This window comes from Pumilibacter muris, assembly GCF_943193045.1.
In the GTDB taxonomy this organism is placed as follows: Bacteria; Bacillota; Clostridia; order Christensenellales; family Pumilibacteraceae; genus Pumilibacter; species Pumilibacter muris.
Window position 1 is genome coordinate 12517 of record NZ_CALPCN010000002.1, and the last position, 19789, is coordinate 32305.

10 protein-coding genes are annotated in these 19789 nt (G+C 49.3%); 1 reads left to right on the plus strand and 9 read right to left on the minus strand.

Annotated elements, in window-relative coordinates; genetic code table 11:
- Positions 1 to 35: 35 nt before the first annotated feature.
- Both NFR62_RS02730 and NFR62_RS02735 read right to left on the minus strand, forming a co-directional pair.
- Positions 36 to 3206 carry a UvrD-helicase domain-containing protein gene (locus tag NFR62_RS02730; protein WP_251613571.1) on the minus strand — a complete coding sequence of 1057 codons (3171 nt, stop codon included), beginning with the start codon at positions 3204 to 3206 and terminating at the stop codon, positions 36 to 38.
- The gene (locus NFR62_RS02735) at positions 3203 to 6295 is read right to left on the minus strand and encodes a PD-(D/E)XK nuclease family protein (protein ID WP_251613574.1); all 3093 of its coding nucleotides are present in this window, start codon (positions 6293 to 6295) and stop codon (positions 3203 to 3205) included. Before NFR62_RS02735 ends, NFR62_RS02730 begins: the two co-directional genes overlap by 4 nt.
- A 158-nt stretch (positions 6296 to 6453) precedes the next feature.
- Here NFR62_RS02735 and NFR62_RS02740 point away from each other — a divergent pair, with 158 nt between their 5' ends.
- Positions 6454 to 7572: a hypothetical protein gene (locus tag NFR62_RS02740; protein ID WP_251613577.1), complete on the plus strand. Its 1119-nt coding sequence runs from the start codon at positions 6454 to 6456 to the stop codon at positions 7570 to 7572.
- A 74-nt stretch (positions 7573 to 7646) separates the two neighbouring features.
- Here the strand turns inward: NFR62_RS02740 and NFR62_RS02745 are convergent, their stop codons facing one another.
- The 7 genes from NFR62_RS02745 to NFR62_RS02775 all read right to left on the minus strand — a co-directional run bounded on the left by NFR62_RS02745 (position 7647) and on the right by NFR62_RS02775 (position 19730).
- Entirely contained in the window at positions 7647 to 10232 is a 2586-nt protein-coding gene (locus NFR62_RS02745) for a heavy metal translocating P-type ATPase (RefSeq protein ID WP_251613580.1), read from the minus strand.
- 350 nt (positions 10233 to 10582) lie between these two features.
- Positions 10583 to 11008 carry a YccF domain-containing protein gene (locus tag NFR62_RS02750; RefSeq protein ID WP_251613583.1) on the minus strand — a complete coding sequence of 142 codons (426 nt, stop codon included), beginning with the start codon at positions 11006 to 11008 and terminating at the stop codon, positions 10583 to 10585.
- Between the two features lie 198 nt (positions 11009 to 11206).
- Positions 11207 to 13078 carry an alpha-amylase family glycosyl hydrolase gene (locus NFR62_RS02755; RefSeq protein WP_251613586.1) on the minus strand — a complete coding sequence of 624 codons (1872 nt, stop codon included), beginning with the start codon at positions 13076 to 13078 and terminating at the stop codon, positions 11207 to 11209.
- 83 nt (positions 13079 to 13161) lie between these two features.
- A complete protein-coding gene (locus NFR62_RS02760; RefSeq protein ID WP_251613589.1) occupies positions 13162 to 15594 on the minus strand; it encodes a glycogen/starch/alpha-glucan phosphorylase in 2433 nt (810 codons plus the stop codon).
- Between the two features lie 112 nt (positions 15595 to 15706).
- On the minus strand, positions 15707 to 17386 hold the full coding sequence (gene glgA / locus NFR62_RS02765; RefSeq protein ID WP_251613605.1) for a glycogen synthase GlgA: 1680 nt from the start codon (positions 17384 to 17386) through the stop codon (positions 15707 to 15709).
- Between the two features lie 33 nt (positions 17387 to 17419).
- Positions 17420 to 18535, minus strand: coding sequence for a glucose-1-phosphate adenylyltransferase subunit GlgD (glgD, locus tag NFR62_RS02770; protein ID WP_251613608.1), 1116 nt, complete (start codon positions 18533 to 18535; stop codon positions 17420 to 17422).
- A gap of 19 nt (positions 18536 to 18554) precedes the next feature.
- The gene (locus tag NFR62_RS02775; protein ID WP_251613613.1) at positions 18555 to 19730 is read right to left on the minus strand and encodes a glucose-1-phosphate adenylyltransferase; all 1176 of its coding nucleotides are present in this window, start codon (positions 19728 to 19730) and stop codon (positions 18555 to 18557) included.
- Positions 19731 to 19789 lie beyond the last annotated feature (59 nt).

Below are 19789 nucleotides of genomic sequence, written 5' to 3' on the forward strand. Positions count from 1 at the left end.
TAAAAACCGACGATTTCGTTGTTAATTTATTCCCGTTATTCGGTTTTTATGAATTTTCCCGTTGAAAACGCATACAAATATGCGCCGTTCACCCGTTTGCCGAGCACGCTTTCCACCGCCGACTTATACAGCGCGAGCTGACGGCAATACGCCGCGTTATTCGCTATGTTCGCTTCCGCGCCCGTCTTATAGTCTACAATCGTAACGCTTCCGTCGGGGTTAAACACCATAAGGTCTATAACGCCTTGCACAAGTATTTTATTCGAGTCGGAGCCGCCCGCAAGAGAGGCGGGCGCCGCGAAAACGAATTGCTTTTCGCGCAAAAACTCTCGCCCCGCAATAAACTTTCCCACCGCCTCGAACGCTTTTTCTATTTGGGCGCGCTCAACGAGCTTAGCCTCTTCGGGGAATTTCTTGCAAAGCCGCTCCCACTCTCCGTCGGCATTAAAATTCACCCACTGCATAAATTTGTGGCATGCGCTTCCTCGCGCCGCAGCTCTGTCGTCGGAAGAAAACAGTTGCGGCACAGCCTCTTCGTCGTTGGCATGAACAACGCCCGACACCGACGCTTTAACCAAATCGCCCCGCGAATACCGATAGACGCGCGCAAAATTTTCTTTGAGCGCGGCAACGAGTTTTTCGTTCGGCTCGCAAACGGTTGCGCGTTCCGAAACGCTCTCGCGTTTTCTCTCTTGCAACAAAGTTTTATCCACATACGGATACAACCAGTCTATATACGAAATCGTGTCTTCGGCGGCGCGCTCTAAAGAAGGGGGTTGCGAAAACATAACGAGCTTGTTTTTAGCTCTCGTCATGGCAACGTAAAGCACTCTGAGTTCTTCTTCGGCAAGAGTTCTGCGCAGTTTTTGCGCGCACACCGCAAATCGGGGATTTTCTTTAACCGCGCGCTCGGTAAAATCGAACGAACGCAACACAACCCCCTCTTCTTCGTCGCATATCACGCTCGCGTAAACGTCGCGCAAATTAAAACGTTTATGTAACTGCGGCAATATAACGCACTTAAATTCCAAACCCTTAGAGGCGTGAACCGTCATAATGCGCACCGCTCTGCCGCCGTCGCGCACCTTTAATTTCGGCTCGCCCGTTCTTCTTACAAAACGCAAATATCCGTGCAAAGTGTTTTCTTGCGACGCGGCGAGGTGCTCCAAAAACGCGTCGAGCGCCGCCGCCTCGCGTTCGCCGCCCGCTTTAAGAGCGCCGTTAAAGCAATCGAATTCTGCCGTGATTTTTCCCGCGAGTTCCGCAACTGTGGCGCAAGCCGCCTCTTTTCCGAGCGACGAAATTGTTTTAGAAAACGCCGCGAGTTTTTGGGAAAGAGGACGCGCAAGCTCATTTATAACCTCGCTTTTCAAACAGTTGCAAAGTTCCCCTTCGGTTTTAAGCCGCACGTCGCAAAGTTCGCTTGCCGAAAGCTTGCCGAAAGTTTGCGATAATAAAACCGCCGCAAGATTAACGTCGTCGTGCGCGTTGTCGAGAACCCGCAAAAAAGACATAAGTTCCGAAACCGACCTAAAACTTTCGGCGTTTTGCTCGGAAGCAACCGCAGTAACGGGAACGGACGCGGCTCTGAGCTTTTTTTCGAGCAAATCGGTAAAAGCGCCGCGCGAGCGAACGAGCACGGCAATGTCGCCGTAATCCACGCCGTCTTCCGCGCCGTCGCCGCCGTCGAGCATATCCAAAATTTCATCCGTCACGGCGTCGGCTTCCGCTTCGAGCGACTTGCTCGCGCGTTCGACAATATCGTTTCGCACCGAATAGACTTCGGGCGCAATTTCTTCTTTTTCCTCGTCGGGCGGAATTATAACCGTTTTAACAAGCGAATCGATTTGCGAACCTACGGTAAACTTTTCGCACGCGTAATCCGTTCCGCCGAACTTATCTGTCATAACTGCCGAAAAAATGCCGTTCACAGTGTTTAGAATTTGAGCGCCGCTCCTGAAATTCGCAGTCAGTTCAACGGTTTTTCCCTCGCCTTTTCTGTATCGCTCCCGCTTGTCTATAAAAAATTTGGGGCGACACATGCGAAAACCGTATATCGACTGCTTAACGTCTCCCACGAAAAACATTTCGCAGTTGAACTTTTTTAGAATTTCTTCTTGAAGCGGGCTTATGTCTTGATACTCGTCCACAAAAACGTGAGTGTATTCCGAAAGTATTCTTTCGCCGTGTTCTCCCCCGAGTATTTTCAGCGTTTGATGTTCGAGGTCGGAATAGTCGGCTTTTCCTTTTTCCCGCTTGCTTGCGGCGTATTTTTCGCCGAGTTTAAACGCAAGCTCGGCAAGCGCGCGGCAATACGGCAAACTCGTTTCGTGCGACGGCATCGATTCGATTTTTTCGCGGCGGCGGCACAGCTCGGCATACTGCGCTTTAAGTTCTTTGAATCTTGCGTGTAGCTCTTCGAGCTCCGGCTTGTTCCTAAGCTGGGGAGTTGTGAGCGTGCACGCAACTTCGCTCTCCATACACTCTTTTAAAACAGCCAACGCCTCGTAATCTTTATTGAATTTGGCGGCGGCAAGGTCGGCAAGAAGTTTTTCCGCGTCGGAAACAAGTTTTTCCGCATCTCTTTTTATTGCCGAAAACAGAATTTCGCGATACTCCGAATCTTTGCGAGAGGCGGAACGCAAAAGCCATTCGTCGGGATTCGGTTGAGCGCGCGAGTAATCGTATACGGCGAGCATAGCCTCTTTTAGCCTGCGATGCGAACGATTTGATAAAAAGGCGGCGTAAAGCCCCGCGAACGCCTCGTCGCCTCTTTCCTTTTCCTCTTCGAGCACCTCTTCGGCGGCTTCGCTTTTAAGAGCCGCTTCTTCCGCTTCTTCCGCAACCGTAAACTCAGGTTCCAAATCGCTGTAAAAAAACCACTTTTTTATTATATGGGCGCACCACGAATGCAAAGTCGAAATTTCCGCCGCAGGGAGTCGCGCAAGCTGTTTTTCAAGCCATGCGTCGCCCGTCTTTTCCACGCAATCGGCAAGAGTTTCCGAAAGTTTGCGCCTCATGTCGGCGGCGGCGGTTTTGGTAAACGTGCACATCGTCATTTTGCGAATGTCGGCACCCTCGCGCAATAAAGAACATATACGTTCGAGCATTACTGCGGTTTTTCCGCTTCCCGCACCCGCCGACACCAAAAGGTTGCAATTTCTCGCGCTTATCGCTTTTCGCTGTTGTTCGGTCCACTCTTTCATAATACGTCAGAACCTCCCGCCAAATCGCTTATATCGCGGCGCTTACTTATAACCTCTTGTATAAACGCCGCTTTAACGGCGCTCTTTTTTCGTTCGGAAAGTTTGCCGCCGCAAGCCGCGCACACAGGTTTCATTTCGCAATAAGAGCATTCGCTCAATCTGCCCGAAACGAGCGGCGACGGGGCGCAATAGCCCGACAGCATCTCTTCCGCGCCCGATTTGAGCACAGCTTCGGCGTAGTCGCACACCGCGCCGAGCGTGTCGCCGCACACGGCGGAGCTTCCCGCCTTGTGCAAAACGGGTCTATACGGCGCCGAGCCTTTAACCGCGCGCGCATTCACCACGTTGCTCGCATATCCCTCGTCGCCCAAGCCGTTATCCATTTCGTAAGCGTATTTTTCGTCGAACATTCCCATAAGCCTGTAACTGTTTTTGTCGGAAGCAAACGCCGTAGAGAACGGAAAATAAAACATGCCCGCAGGCGCGAAGCCGTTTTCTTGCAACACCTTTAAATATACGGGAAGCTGTATCTTTTTGCCGTAATAAATATCCGCGAGCGAAAACTCGGCATGTCCCGTTTTATAGTCTATAACGCGCGCCGCGTTGCCGCACACGTCCACGCGGTCTATCACGCCTTCGGCGGTTAGAACGTCGGCGTCGAGAACTATTTCATGCCCTTTAAACGGCGCGGGCGGTTTGCCGAACGCCGCTTCGGTGAATTTCGCCTCGAAACTTCCTTTCATAAGCTGCGACGCCGCAACGGCGGAAATCCCCGCCGCCTCTTCGGTAAGCTCGCCTATAAAACTTTCGCTCACCCCTTTCAGAATTCGAGGCTCGTTTTCGAGTATTTCTTTAACGATTTTTTCTACGGCGGTTTTAGGCGAAGAAAAATCGCCGCGCGATATAAACAGCTCTATAACGCGGTGCAAAAACGTTCCGAGTTCGAGCGCCGACACTTTGCCGTCGGGTCGCTCTTCGAGCTTTAATCCGTAACGCAAAAAGCACCTGAACGGGCACGAAAAATATTCTTGCACGCGGCTTATAGAAATCCTGCGGCGGTAAAGTTTGCCCGCTTGAGGCACCGTGATTTCGCGTCCGACATTTTCGGGCAAACCGCCTACAGCCGCCGCAAGCTCGCGCTCGAACCCGAAGCCGTCTCCTCCCGCAGCTATTTCGCCGTTTCCTATTAGGCACAGTTCAAGGGCGGACGCGGGAGTAGGGCACAACATAGCCAACAACTCGGCTTTACGCTCGCCCGACGCGAGCAATTCCCGCTCCAACTCGAAACCCGTAATTTTTTCGGGAGTTTTCTTTTTTCGGCACTCGCTTTTGATTCGTTCCAAAAACGGCGACGGAGCCTCTCCCGTTATGTACGACAAAAAAAGTTCGTCGCAAGAGGAAAGAACGGACGCGAGTTCTTGTTCGGAACGGGCGTTCAACGCCTCTATGCTCGGCTCGATAACCGCGCGTTTATCTCCGAATTCGGCAATGGTTTCCAAATCTCTGTCGCTCAAAATACCGTCGTCGCGCTTTACGCACGGCAATTCGCCGTCGTGCATTCCGAGCACGAACATATATTTTTTGCCGCTCGCTCTGAAAACCGACGTTTCGCCCACTTCCACAGTGTCGGAAAGGTTTGGCAGCACCGAAACTTCTTTAAGCGAAAAACCCTCTTCGAGAGCGTCAAACAGCGTTTGAACGTTTGTCGGCGACGGAAAAACTTCGGCAAGAACTTCCGCCGCCGCAACTATTTCGGCAAGCGGGTTTGCGATAGCGGTGTTAAATTCCGCCGTTATTTCGGCTTCGCGGCTTGGCACCGCTTTAATAATAGCGCGGCAAAAATCGCCGCCCGTTTTAACGTCGGATAACCTCGCCGCCCGCACCGACGCAACAAGACGTTCCCTTACGCTTTCGACAGTATTAAGTTTTCCTTTAAGCGCCGCGCCGTCGGGCTCGAGCGTGAACGGAAACCTCATGCTTCCCTCTTTTAGCGCGCAGTAATAAACGTAGTTCTCGAATATGTCCGCGTCGTTCGGCGAAATCCCCGAATACGGATTTTTTGCAAGCGTTATGTAATTTTCGTTGGTTTCCGCCCGCGCCGTTTTGAACAGCTCCAAAATGTATCTTGCAAGCGGATGGGAAGAAAGCGCGTATTTAACGTCGGTAAAGAACGGAATACCGTATTCCTCGAAAATTCGTTTAAGGCGGTTGTAGTCGGCTCCGAGCGCGATTACCCCCACGTCGCCGTAGCGCGCGCCGTTTTTCGCAAGGTTGCATATTCTCACAGCCGCCGCTTTCAATTCGTCGGCTCGCGTGGGCGCCTCGTATTCTTCAACCGAAGCGGCTTTCAAATTTAATTTGCACACGGCGTTCACTATAACGGCGCTGTCGCTCAACTCGCAAATTCTGCCCACAAGCCGTTCGGAAAGAGGAGTAAAACCATCGTAGCACGCAAAATATACGCTCGCGCCTTTGAAATAATCGGTTGCGGCGAGCATTTTTTCAAGAAGCAACAGCCTGCCCGTTGCATCAACATATTTCCCGTCGGTAGCCTTTTCGTATTCCGAATACACAAGCTTTAAGTCGCGCAATTTATAGCTCGTCACGCTTTCGTCCGAAAGGTCGGGCAAATCGCGCGAACGAAGCCCGCTCGACGCAATTTGGCAGATGTTATCGTACATTATTTCGCCGAAACCGGCAAACCCCGCGCTCTTGTTAAAGCAAACAAGCTTGTCTTTATTTTCGTTTAAAATCCTGCGAACCGTAAGAACCGCTCCCAAACGCGACAGCGGGCGCTCTTCGGCGGGTTTTCCCTCGTAGTCCGCAAGTTTAAAGCAAAGACGGTTCACCGTGAGCACTTCCGCATCGAACGCGCCTCCGCTTGCGTACAAAAGCTTTTCGGCAAGAAGAGTGTATTTGTCGGGAACGAACAGCAAATACTTTCGCTCGGGATTAAAACCTTGCTCGCTCTTTCGCTTGCAAAGCATATTCACCGCAATTTTCAAAGCTTCGGCATAAGTGTCGGGCGAGTCGGCGCACACATATTTTTTAAGTTTGCTTGCGCCGTTCACAGGATTTTTATTTTTCATATTTATATTGTAACGTGTTTTGAGTTGATAAATCAAGCGAATAGTGATATAATATAAGCAAATTTGCTTGCTCAAAAAACATTTTTGCAATTTTGCGCAAACGTTTGTTTTATAAAAACCGAAAAAATCTTTAAAATAAAGGAGTCGTTTCCATAACAATGAAGAAAAAAATTATTTGCGTGTTGCTTTCGGCGGTTTTCGCCGCAGTGGGCTTCGGTTGCAGCGGAGGCGACGTTAAAGTCTCGTTCGACGAAAAAATGCCGTGGGACGTTCAAGAAACTTGCACTTACGATGTAAAGAAAATTTACGTCGGCGGCAAAGAAGAAACCGTTGTTGCTACGGGGAAATACGTTACCGAACTCACCACTACGGGCGAAGAATCCTCTATTGTGAACACTTTCGAACTCAAATATACCGACAGCGACAAAGCCGAAAGCGTGGATGAAACGGGCAGAATAGTGAAAAACAAAGGGCTGACCGACACTTATGTGGGCAAAGCGAAATTCTACCGCAACACACTTGTTCCCGTAAGCGCCGAAAAAACGTTTAATTTAGCGCAACGCCCGCTTTGCGACGGAGAAGCTCCGAAGAAAAACGAATCTTCCGACGAAAACGTGAACTATACTCTCACTCTCCCCGCAAACCCCAAATATGCCGACCCGCGCGGATATTCTTATACGGTAGACTACAAGGAAAACAAAGCCGTTCTATCAACCGACAGCGGCGAAACGAGTGCGAACGGCGACGGCACTTATACCCGCGCTTATAAAAAGGTGAATAAGAATATATCCGTAGAAAGCACCACGCGTTTCGATAACGAACAACTCAACTACGTTGTGCGCGCTCTTTCCAACGTTAAAAAGAAAGGTTCGGCAACTTTTTACCTCTCGAACATTTTCGATTCGTATATTCGCGGCGAATATGTGCGTTACACAATGAGCATGAGTTGCGCCGAAAAGAACGTGTCTGTAACCCCCAACCTATCTCCCGAAAAATTTCTGCTCACCGACTCCGAAGGTGCGCTCGACCCCACCGACGGAAAATATTCGGTTCAATGCGTTCAAGCGTCGGTAGGCATTTCGTCGTCAACACCCGGTCCCGCGATTTCTATGCTTATAACCGACCCGAGCATAACGGTGCGCCAACGCAGCAACAACGCCGAAACAAAGAAATTGATTTTGGAAATGACATACACCGAATACTCGCCTATTTCGGTAAACGTGAGCTACAAAACAATATACACTTTAACCGACTATACAACCGAAAAATTGAATTAAGCTAACTTATTCTTCGAGTTTAAAAAAAGACGGATTTCTTTATCCGTCTTTTTTATTTGCTTTTCGTCGCTCTTCTATTCTATGCTCGTAACTTCGTAACCCGCGTCTTGAACCGCCTTTTTAAGTTCGTCGTCGGACGCGCTGCCGTTAAAGTGCGCAATTCCCGTAGTGTGGTCTACGGCAACCTGCGTAGTGCCCGCCAAATCCGAAAGCGCCTTTTGCACGCGCGCCGAGCAATGGCCGCAACTCATACCAATAATGTGCAACGTTCTTTTCATGTTTATGTTCTCCTTTTCGTTTTTATTTTTCTCGTTAAAGTTTTCTTCCTCAGCCGCTTTGAAAGCCGCCTCGCACGAAAGCGGGCATGCGGCGCCGTTTTTAACGGCTTCTTTTTTAAACCTGTCGGCTTTAAAAAGCCTGAGACGCAAAGCGTTGAGCACCACGCAAACCGAGCTCACGCTCATAGCGGCGGCGGCAAACATAGGGTTAAGCTTTATTCCCGCCCACACGAACGCGCCCGCCGCAAGCGGTATGCACAGCAAATTATATATAAACGCCCAAAACAAATTTTCCTTTATGTTCCTAACCGTTTTGCGGCTTAGCCTTAAAGCGACTTCGGCATCGGAAAGACGCGATTGCATAAGAACGACGTCCGCCGCCTCGATTGCTATGTCTGTTCCCGCCCCTATTGCAATGCCTACGTCGGCGGCGGCTAGCGCGGGCGCGTCGTTTATTCCGTCGCCCACCATAGCCACCCGCTCGCCTCTGCTTTTCAGTTCGCTTACGAATTTTTCTTTATCGGCGGGCAACACTTCGGCTCGGAACTCGGTTATTCCCGCTTTCGCGGCTATCGCGCTTGCAACAGTCTTGTTGTCGCCCGTAAGCATATAAACCTTTATTCCGCTGTTCATTAGTTTTTCCACAGCCGAGCGGCTGTCTTCTTTAACCTCGTCGGCAAGAGCGAACAAAGCTATAACTTCGCCGTCAGCCGCCAAATACAGCGGCGTTTTTCCGTTCTCGGCAAATTCTTGCGCCTGCTCCGCGAAAGAGCCGAAACCTTTCATTTCTCCGCAAAGCTTAGCGTTTCCCGCAACAATCTTTTTGCCGTTAATCACCGCGCTAACTCCGCCGCCCGCCGTAGCCGCAAAGTTCTCGCTTGCCATAGGCGTCGCTCCGTTTTCCGAAGCGTAGGCGCACAGCGCCGACGCGAACGGGTGTTCGCTGTTTTTTTCGAGCGAATAAATAAGATTGAGCGCAAGCTGTTTGTCGTCCGACACAAAATCCGTTACGCTCGGCTTGCCAACCGTTACAGTGCCCGTTTTATCGAGCACTACCGCCGTAACCTTATGCGCGCGCTCCAACGCTTCCGCCGTTTTATACAGCACTCCCAAATTCGCGCCGCGCCCCGTGCCAACCATTATAGCCGTAGGGGTGGCAAGACCCAAAGCGCAGGGGCAAGATATTACGAGCACCGAAATTGCTATCGAAAGCGCATAGGCAAAACTTCTTCCCGCAATAAGCCACGCAACAGCCGCAACTACGGCTATTGCAAGCACAGTAGGCACAAAATACGCGCTTACTCTATCGGCAAGACGAGCTATGGGCGCCTTAGAGCCGCCCGCTTCTTCAACGAGCTTCGCTATTTTGCTTAGCGCGGTATCTTCGCCCACAGCGGTTACGCGCACCTCTATAACTCCCTGACGGTTCACGGTGCCGCCCGTAACTCTATCGTCCTTTTCTTTCTCGGCGGGCACGCTTTCGCCCGTTATTGCCGATTCGTCTATGCTCGCGCTCCCGCGAACTATAACTCCGTCGGCGGGCACTCCCATGCCGGGACGCACCAAAACAATATCCCCCGTTTTAAGTTCGGAAACGGGAATTTCCCGTTCCAAGTCACCGTCGAGCAAAACTGCGGTTTTGGGGTTTAAATTCAAAAGTTTTTCAACAGCGTCGCTCGCCTTTCCCTTAGAAAGTTCTTCAAGATATTTACCTACCGATATTAGGGTGAGTATAGTTCCCGCCGATTCGAAATACAAATCGTGCCCGAACCGTTCGGCAAGCGTAATGTTGCCGTGCCCTAACCCGTACCCTATTGCAAATATTGCCGCAACTCCGTATAAAAGAGCCGCGCCCGCGCCGAGCGCAATGAGCGTGTCCATATTCGGAGCGCCGCGAAAAATAGCTTTAACGCCGTTCACAAAGAATTTTCCGTTTAGCAATACAATAGGCAAACAAAGCAAGAACTGCGCAAACGCAAAAATCACAAGATTCTCTTTCCCGAGAAATATACTCGGCAACGGCAACCCGAGCATGTGCCCCATTGAAAGATACATCAAAAGAACCAAAAACGCCACGCTCACCCACAATCGGATAAGACGATTTCGGCGTTCCGACTTGCCGCTTGTCCGCTCCGTTTTCGTCGCGGACGCGCCTTTGCCGTTTTTTAAAGTCGCACCGTAACCCGCATGTTTAACCGCCACGATTATTCCGTCGGGCGTAACGCTTTCGTTGCATTGCACAACCATATAAGAGCGCAACAAATTCACGGTAACGCTTTTAACTCCGTCTACCTTTCCGACGCTCTTTTCGACGTGAGCGGAACACGCCGCGCACGTCATGCCGCTAACGTTAAATTCGTATTTCTTTACATTGTTTTCCATAGATTTCAAAATACCTGTATCGTTTTACGGAATATGTTCGCTCCATGCGCGGGATTGCCGCGCTCGTTACACTCGCTCGCAATACTCGCCTATGGCTCGTGGCGTTCGCACGCTTCGCGTGCTCGGCTAAGGACAACGTGCAGCTGTATTCGCTTTGAGTAATGGCATAGTTGCTATACTGTCATTGTAAACCTAAGGGAAGCGGGCGCTTGTGCATACACCTAAGGCGGTGAAGAAGGGTTGCGGATTTTCGCAACAGTTGTCGAGCACGCGAAGGGAGTGTGCTTTTTCGCACATGACCGAGCGGGCTCGGCAAGCGTAGCGGAAAGACGCGCCTTTATTCGCCGCCGTCAGAGTTCGAAGTTGTGTTCCTCCCTCAGCCTCGCCACCGCAGTCTCCCCGCCCGTAAGAAGTTTTGTGGGATAACACTTTGTTCCGAAAGGCGACACGCAATACTGCGCCAAATGGAAATAACGCGAACCCAAATATGCGCCGAAAACGGTGGCGTACCAAAACGCCGAAAACACAAGGCACACGAACGCCGCCTGCCAACCCGTTGTTACCGCCCAAAACGTATTGCCGAATTTGTGCGACATAAAATCGGTGTAAGCGTTTTTTCCGAACGGCATAAGGCAAAACGCCGCGCATTTTAACAGAGCGTAAGCTTTCTTCGCTCCTATAATCGTAAGCGCGTAAACTATTGCAAGCGACGTAAAATACAAACAAAGGAACCAACCGCCGCTCAATCCGAAAGCAATGTTCTTTACTTTTCTCACGGGGTTAGTATGCCCAAGCTTACATACGACTAACCTCGAACAAACATTTCGGCAAAGCTTGTGTTTTACGAGCTTACAACTTTTAACATTATAGCACACAAACCGTTATTTTGTCAATAATTTTGTTAGCGGCAATTAACTTTTGCTCGTTTTCAATAAAAAACGCCTGCAAAAGCCGCAAGCGTTTTTCGCATTGTTTTATTTTTTTGTTTTCTTTTCGGGGAACACAACGTCGGAAGTCTTTTTGAGAATTACCGCGTCGAAAGGTTCCACCGTGCCGCCGAACGGTTTAAAAGAGGTAAGTTCGGTGTAGTTTTCGTCAGGGTGAAAGGCGAAAGGTTTATCGCTGCGGTTGGCAATAATTACAAGTTCGCCCTCCTCTCCTATTCTGCGGAAAGCGAACACTCCGTTTTCAAACGATACGGGCGCGTATTTTCCTTCCGCAAGTATTGCTTTTTCCGACGAACGAACCGCGCCGAGTTTTTTATACATTTTCAGGCAGTTGCGGTCAACTTGTTCCCACGGATAACAGCGGCGGTTAAACGGGTCTTCAAAACCTTCGAGACCTGCCTCGTCGCCGTAATAAAGGCAGGGCACGCCCGGCAAAGTATATTGCAACGTGGCGGCGATTTTCATTAGCTTTAACGTGTCCTCGGGGTCGGAAATTTTCGCCACAGCTCTCTTTTGTCTTGTTGAGGTATCACCGCTGTCGCCAAGCACGCTCTTAAGCCGCGCGGTGTCGTGAGTGTCGAGCAAATTCATAAGATTGTTTACAACGAACGACGGATAGTTGTTTAAAATAACGTTTACCGTGTTGTTGAGTTTTTCGGCGTCGCCGCAACGCACAAAATTCAAAATATCCTCTTTAAACGGATAGTTGGTTACGCTGTCGAGCTGACCGCCGTTTAAATAGCGGCGACGTTTAGAATACGAAATTTTGTTGCTCGCATCTTCCCAAACTTCGCCGAGCACTATGCAGTCGGGGTTCACGGCTTTGGCGGCGTGCACCGCTCTGTCTAAAAAGCAATCGGGCAGTTCGTCGGCAACGTCGAGCCGCCAACCGCCTATTCCAAATTCCGTCCAATAGCGAATTATTCCGTCCTCGCCGCAAATATATTCGGAAAAGCTCGGCTCGCATTCGCGAGTTTGAGGCAATATGTCTATATTCCACCAACAGTCGTATTCGTCGGGATAATTTTTAAATTCATACCATTTATAATACGGGCTATGCACCGATTGATACGCGCCCACGCTGTCGTAACGTCCGTATTTGTTAAAGTATATGCTGTCGTCGCCGGTGTGAGAGAACACGCCGTCGAGAATTATTTTCATTCCCTTTTTATCCGCTTTTTTTATAAGCTCTTTAAGGTCGTCGGTAGTTCCGAAATCGGAATCGACTTTGCGATAGTTGCCCGTATCGTATTTATGATTGCTGTGCGCCTCGAAAATGGGATTAAGATATATGCACGTTACGCCGAGCGATTTTAAATAGCCGAGCTTTTTTATTATGCCGCGCAGATTGCCGCCGAAAAAGTCCTCGTTGCGAATTTTGCCTTCGGCGTCAGGCTCATATTCGGGAAGTCCGTTCCAATCGTCGCGGTAGCGGGCGTAAGGCTTTGTTTTGCGCCGTGCGCCGCCGTCGAAAAATCTGTCCGGCATTATTTGATAAATCAAACCGCCTTTTAAAAATTCGGGCGCTTTATAAACCTCTTCGAATACTGTTAGTTGCCAATCATGCCCTTTGCCGAGCATAGCGTGCAAATCGTCGCCGCAACCTATTCTGTATTGCTTATCTTCGGTATTCACTATAAAGTGGTAAAAATACAGTCCCTTTGTTGTAACCGTTACGGTAACGGTGTATTCCGTCATGGAGTCGGGCTCCACCGTAACAAAATTCATGGGATAATACACGTCGCTTTCGCCGTCTTTGGTTAGCACCAAAAACACTTCGCTCGGATTGCTCGGGCGGTTGAATTTGAGGTTGAGCGTTAGCGGCTCTCCCGCGCGAAGCGCCCCGTAAGGCTTTTTAAACTCCTCGCTGTTCGGAAAAAATCTGACTTGTTCGTTCATGCTGTTCCTCCCTTTATGCTATGGTATTTTTTTAAAAGTTAAACTTTTTTAAGACGAGTGTTTTCCGTTCTATTAAAAACACGTCACTTACTTGTTTTGTACTTTCTTACTTTTCTTAGGTTCCAAATATTCGCGGCGTATTCCTCTATGCTGCGGTCGGCGGCGAATATTCCCGCTTTCGCAATATTGATAAGCGCCATGCGGTTCCATTTAACTTTATCTTTATACGCCTCGTCAACATCGCGCGCCGCGCGAACGTAGTCGCCGTAATCCGCCAAGCACATATACGGGTCGGCTATGTTGTTGTTTCTCAAAATAAGATAGTTGGCAATATCTGCAAAACTTTCGCCGTTGAATCCTACGCGCAAGCGGTCTACTATGCGGCGAATTTCGGCGTTGCCCGTATAAAGATTGCTCGGCTCGTAATTGCCCCACAGCTTTTGCACCTCTTCGGCGCGCATGCCGAAAATAAAAATGTTGTCGTCGCCCACCACTTCGCGGATTTCCACGTTGGCGCCGTCGAGGGTGCCGAGCGTAATTGCGCCGTTAAGCATAAATTTCATGTTGCTCGTGCCGCTCGCCTCTTTGCCCGCGAGCGATATTTGTTCGCTTACCTCGCTTGCGGGAATAAGCCTTTCGGCGCGCGTAACGTTGTAATTCTCCACAAAAAGCACGTCGAGCTTTTCCTTGATTGCGGGATTCTTTTGAATTTCGGCGCTGAGGCAGTTTATAAGGCAGATAATACGTTTGGCGTGATAATAGCCGCCCGCCGCCTTAGCTCCGAAAACGAACGTTTGCGGCGTAACCTCTTTATTCGGATTATCGAGCAAATCAAGGTACTGCGAAATTATCTTCAAAACGTTCATAAGCTGACGCTTGTATTCGTGCAGCCTCTTTATTTGAGTGTCTATTCTGCTGTCGGGATTAAGAATAAAGCCCGAAGTATCTTTAATGTATTTCGCAAAGTTCACCTTGCAGTTGCGTTTGATTTTGCCTATTTCGGAAAGCACTTGCGTGTCGTTCTTATACTTTAAAAGCCCTTCGAGTTTAGACGCGTCGTGCTCGAAACCCGCTCCCGCAAGCTCGCTCACAAGCTCTTTAAGACCGGGATTAGACTGCGACAACCATCGGCGGTGCGCGATTCCGTTTGTAACGTTTGTAAATTTATGCGGCGTTAGAGTGTAAAAATCATGGAAAACGCTCTCCTTTATTATGTTGCTGTGCAGAGCGCTCACTCCGTTCACGGCATGCGAACCTATAACCGCAAGATTAGCCATGCGAGCCATGCCGCCGCCGAAAACAGCCATGCGGTTCACTTTGTCGAAGTCGCCGCATCTGTCCATAGCCCAAACGCAAAACCTGCGGTCGATTTCTTTCATAATCATATATATGCGAGGCAACAGAAAACGCACCAACCTTTCGTCCCACTTTTCGAGCGCTTCCGCCATAACCGTATGGTTTGTGTATGCCACAGTGCGCTCGGTTATGCTCCAAGCCGTGTCCCAATCGTAGCCGTATTCGTCAACTAAAAGCCGCATAAGTTCGGGAACAGCAAGCGCGGGGTGGGTGTCGTTTATGTGAATTGCCGCAAGATCGGGCAAATTATCGAGCGTAGGATTATTTTTTAAGTGGTCTTTTATTATGCTTTGTAGCGACGCCGAAACCATAAAATACTGTTGACTCAGTCTCAGTTGCTTGCCCTGTTCGTGGTCGTCGCTCGGGTATAAAACTTTGTTTATGAGCTGAGCTTCGTTATCGGCGCGCATAGCGTCCATATAGTTGCCCTGCGTGAATTGCTTCATGTCGAAATCGCTTTTGCCGGAAGCGCGCCAAAGCCTTAGCACGCTAACTCCGTCGCTGTCGCCGCCCGAAATCATAACGTCGTACGGAAGAGCTTCTATAACGTCGGCGCCGACGTGCTCTATTTTGCACCTGCCGTTTTCCCAACTTTCGTTCACAGTGCCGCCGAGCTTTATTTCGAAATTCTTGTCGGAGCGCGGCATCTGCCACACCTCGCCGCTATCGAGCCAAAGTTCGGGAAGCTCAACCTGTTGCGATTCCACTATTTTCTGACGGAACAAGCCGTATTCGTACCTAATCGAAAATCCCATAGCGGGATAGTTAAGCGTTGCGAGACTGTCCATAAAGCACGCCGCAAGACGCCCGAGCCCGCCGTTTCCAAGCCCCGCGTCGGCTTCGAGTTCGTAAAGCTTATCAAGATTGTAGCCCATGCTTTTAAGAGCCTCGCGCGCGCTTTCTTCCAGCCCTAAGTTGTAAAGATTGTTTCTAAGGCTCCTGCCGAGCAAAAATTCCATGCAAAGGTAATAAACGCGTTTGTATTTACCCTGCGTTATTTTTTGATTGTTAGCCTGTTTTTTCTTTAAAAGCTTGTCGCGCAGAACCAAAGCAAGCGCTTTATACACTTGCTCTTCGGTAGCCGTCTTTTTTGTGGCGGCAAAATATTTGTTTAATTTGTCGGATATTAGTTCAAGCATTTCTTCGGTAGCAAAAGTCATTTATAAAAGCCTCCGGTAACGCCGACTGTTCGCGTCGGCTAATAAGCGTGTTTATTTTGTTTTTCGTCCAAAAACGGCGCGAAAAACGCAACCGTTTTTGGGCGGAATTTTTCTATTGCAATAATTCGGTGTAGAACTTAACGTATTCTCCCGCCGACGAATTCCATGTAAAGTCGGTCGTCATTGCTCTACGCACAAGTCCCGCCCATTTGTCTTTATAGTCGTAATACAGCCCCACAGCTCTGTCGATTGCTCCCATCATATCGTCGGCGGCGTAACGGGCAAACCTAAACCCGTTGCCTATGTCGCCGTTGTAGCAGTCGGTTATGCTGTCGGCAAGCCCGCCAGTTTCGCGCACAACGGGAACGGTTCCGTAGCGGCAAGCCATCATTTGACTGAGCCCGCAAGGCTCGCTCTTGCTCGGCATAAGGAATATGTCGGCTCCTGCATAAATCTTGTGCGATAAATCTTTGTTAAAAGCGATAACGGCGCTGAACTTTTGGTTGTACATTTTTTGAACGTGCGAAAAATAATTTTCGTATTCGGGGTCGCCCTTTCCGAGCAACACAACCTGAACGTTCTTTTTAAGAATGTCGTTCATAGACGCGCGAATAAGGTCGAGCCCTTTATGCCCCACAAGTCGGGATATAACCGCTATAACGGGTGTGTCGGGCGAGACGGGTAAGCTGAGCATTTTTTGCAACTCCGCTTTTCCTCTCGCTTTGCCCTCGATATTGTTTTCGTCGTAGTTGTAGAAAAGAGCGGGTTGAGTGCGGGGATTGTAGCTATCCACGTCTATGCCGTTAAGTATTCCGCGCAATTTATAAGCGTTTTTTATTAAAACGTTTTCCAAGCCGTGCGCATAATAAGGGTCCATAATTTCGCGGGCGTAAGTGGGGCTAACAGTGCTTATCGCGTCCGAATAGTCAATTGCGCCCTTCATAAGATTTATGCACCCTCTGTGCTCTATGCTCATGTATTCTCGGTCGGGTATTCCGAAAACGTCCTCTATTATGCTTCGGCTGTATTTGCCCTGATATTCTATATTGTGAATAGTGAACACCGTTCTAATGCCGCCGAACCCCTCGCGGTACATATAAAACAACTTGTAATACACCGGCACAAGCGCTGTTTGCCAATCCTGACAGTGCAAAATATCCGGCTTAAAGCCGAGATGCGGAATCAGTTCAACCACCGCGCGCGATAAAAACGCGAACCGTTCGCCGTCGTCGTAGTAGCCGTAAAGATTAGGGCGCTTAAAATAATATTCGTTGTCTATAAAATAATAAACGGTGCCGTTTCGGTCGAGCTTAAAAAGTCCGCAATATTGATTACGCCAAGCAAGCGGAACGTTTATGTGGCAGATAAACTGCAAGTTTTTGCGTTCCGATTCGGGAAAGCTCTCGTAAAGAGGCAAAATAATGCGCGCGTCGAACCCCGCTTTTTTCGCGTTTATAGCGTGCGGCAAGCTTCCCATAACTTCGCCGAGTCCGCCCGTTCCCGCAAACGGAAACGCTTCGCTGCACACGAAAAGAACTTTTTTCGGTTCGCACGCAGCTTTCGGTTCCGCAGGCTTTTCCGCTTTTGCCGTATCCAGCTTGCACGCGGGTTTCACTATCGGCTCACGCTCTACTTTTGCAACCGACTCTTGCGCTACGGGCGCCTTTTTAGACGCGGGCTTTTTCGCGGGCGCCGTATCTTTCTTTGCCGCAGGTTTCTTAGTTGCGCTTGCGGCAGTTTTCGCCGTTTTCTTTTCCGCCGCCGAATCTGCGTTCGTGTTTTTTGTAGTCATAAAAACTTTCTCCTTTTTTCGTTGTTGGTTGCGTTAAATAACAGTTCCTTTGGCAATAAAGTAAGGATGCGTTTGATGTCCCGAAAGTATTCTGCCCCCGAGCACCCTAACGGCTTTGTCGGCTATCACGCAATGCAGTTTTGTTTCTTCTCCTATTTCGGTGTCTTGAAAAACGATTGAATCGCTTATCACCGCGCCTTTCGCCACCTTTACGCCGCGAAATAAAATAGAATTCGAAACGGTTCCTTCTATAACGCAACCGTCGGCTATAAGCGAATTGCTCACTTTCGCATTTCCTATCATGCGGCAAGGCGCCGAGTCGCGCACCTTAGTGTAAATATTCGCGCCGTCTTTATAAAACAATTCGTCGCGTTTATTTTTATCGAGAAGTTCGAGCGAATGAGTATAGTAGTTGGCAAGCGAATCCACAGACGCGAAATATCCGTCGTATTCGTAAGCGAAAATTCTGTGTTCGTCGCAACCGCGCACAAGCACGTCGCGCGAAAAACTGCTGTATCCCCAGTCTTGCGCGTTTTCTATAAGACGCAACAAAAAGCTGCGCGTAACCACGAGCATATTAGTGAAAAGATTTTTTTCGCCCGCGAGTTTATCCGAATTAACCACTTTGGTAACTCTCATGTCGGCGTTATAACTCACCGCAGTGCGCATACGCTTTTCAAGCGAATCGGCACGCACCTTTCTTACGATAACCGTTATATCCGCGTGGTTCTCTATATGTTTTTGCAAAACGTCGCCGAAGTTGAAATTGCAAACCGCGTCGCAATCGCTCATAACAACGTATTCTTCGTCGCTCCGTTTTAAAAACGTTTCTATTCCGCAAATCGCGTCGAACCGCGATTTATATAGCGACCTGTCGCTCGCGCCGTAAGGCGGAAGCATCATAAGTCCGCCGTTCTTGCGGCTTAAGTCCCAGTGCTTGCCGCTTCCCAAATGGTCCATAAGCGACTGGTAATTCATTTTGGTTATTACGCCCACTTTCGTTATTCCGCTGTTCACCATGTTGCTCAAAACAAAGTCTATAAGGCGGTATCTTCCGCCAAACGGAATGGAAGCGAGCGTTCGCTTGCTTGTCAGCTCGTTTATTTCTTTATCGTGAATATTGCTGAATATTACGCCTAACGTTTTCATTTTTATTCCCCTTTCGCTTTTAATCGACTATTTCGCCCGAAGCAACCTTAGCTCCCGCCGCAAGCTCTTTGCCTCGCCCTATTAAAGCGATTCGTTCGCGCGAACTTTTTTCGTCGCCTATCTCGGAGCCGTCGCCTACTATAACGTTTTCGTCAACCATTCCGTACCGCATATTCACGTTTTTGCCTATAACCGAGTTGGTCATTATAACGCTGTCTTGCACAACGGAGCCCTCGCCTATAACCACGCCTTCGCCTATAACGGAATTTTTCACTTTGCCGTAAATTTCGCAACCCGTAGTCATAACGCAGTTGTCAACTTCGGCTTTCTCGCCTATAAACGTGGGCGGAAGAGGCGCGTTGCGCGAATATATTTTGTGGTTCGAGTCGGATAGCCCGAGCACGGGATTTTCGCCGAGCAAATCCATATTCGCTTCCCACAGGCTCGCTACCGTTCCCACGTCTTTCCAGTACCCTTTAAATGAATACGCGAACATTCGTTTTCCCTCTTTAAGCATTGTGGGAATAACGTTTTTGCCGAAATCTTTATCTGACGCGGGATTGTTCTCGTCGGCTATAAGCTCGCTTACAAGCACGTCTTTTTTAAAAATATATATGCCCATGCTCGCATGGTTCGATTTGGGTTTTTTCGGTTTTTCTTCGAAAGACGTTATTCGCTTGTCCGCGTCGAAATCCATTATGCCGAACCTGCTCGCCTCTTTTTCGTCTACGTCTATCACGCTTATAGTGCAATCGGCGTCGTGTTCGATATGCTCGGAAAGCATTGCGGAATAATCCATTTTGTATATGTGGTCGCCCGAAAGAATCAAAACGTGTTCCGAATCGAATTCGTTCAAAAAGTGCAGATTTTGATAAATCGCGTTCGCCGTTCCTTTATACCACTCTCCGCCCGTTTTCGCTTGATACGGCGGCAGCATGTGAACGCCTCCGTATGTGCGGTCGAGGTCCCACGGTTCGCCCGTTCCGATATACTCGTTGAGTATAAGCGGTTGATACTGCGTGAGAACACCCACAGTGTCTATGCCCGAATTAGTGCAGTTTGCGAGCGGAAAATCTATAATACGGTATTTCGCTCCGAACGACACTGCAGGCTTCGGCGTTTTGCTCGTAAGCGCGTACAGCCGCGTGCCTTGCCCGCCGGCAAGCAACATTGCAACACATTTTTTCTTTTTCATAAGCTCCCCTTTCCTTTTAAATCCGCAACTCCGTTTAAAGCCTGCGGCTATTTTTTATA

Coding starts and splice junctions, on each gene's coding strand:
- NFR62_RS02760 (WP_251613589.1), bottom strand. CDS start 15,594: ATGACTTTTGCTACCGAAGAAATGCTTGAACTAATATCCGACAAATTA.
- NFR62_RS02745 (WP_251613580.1), bottom strand. CDS start 10,232: ATGGAAAACAATGTAAAGAAATACGAATTTAACGTTAGCGGCATGACG.
- glgA (WP_251613605.1), bottom strand. CDS start 17,386: ATGACTACAAAAAACACGAACGCAGATTCGGCGGCGGAAAAGAAAACG.
- NFR62_RS02755 (WP_251613586.1), bottom strand. CDS start 13,078: ATGAACGAACAAGTCAGATTTTTTCCGAACAGCGAGGAGTTTAAAAAG.
- NFR62_RS02730 (WP_251613571.1), bottom strand. CDS start 3,206: ATGAAAGAGTGGACCGAACAACAGCGAAAAGCGATAAGCGCGAGAAAT.
- NFR62_RS02775 (WP_251613613.1), bottom strand. CDS start 19,730: ATGAAAAAGAAAAAATGTGTTGCAATGTTGCTTGCCGGCGGGCAAGGC.
- NFR62_RS02740 (WP_251613577.1), top strand. CDS start 6,454: ATGAAGAAAAAAATTATTTGCGTGTTGCTTTCGGCGGTTTTCGCCGCA.
- NFR62_RS02735 (WP_251613574.1), bottom strand. CDS start 6,295: ATGAAAAATAAAAATCCTGTGAACGGCGCAAGCAAACTTAAAAAATAT.
- glgD (WP_251613608.1), bottom strand. CDS start 18,535: ATGAAAACGTTAGGCGTAATATTCAGCAATATTCACGATAAAGAAATA.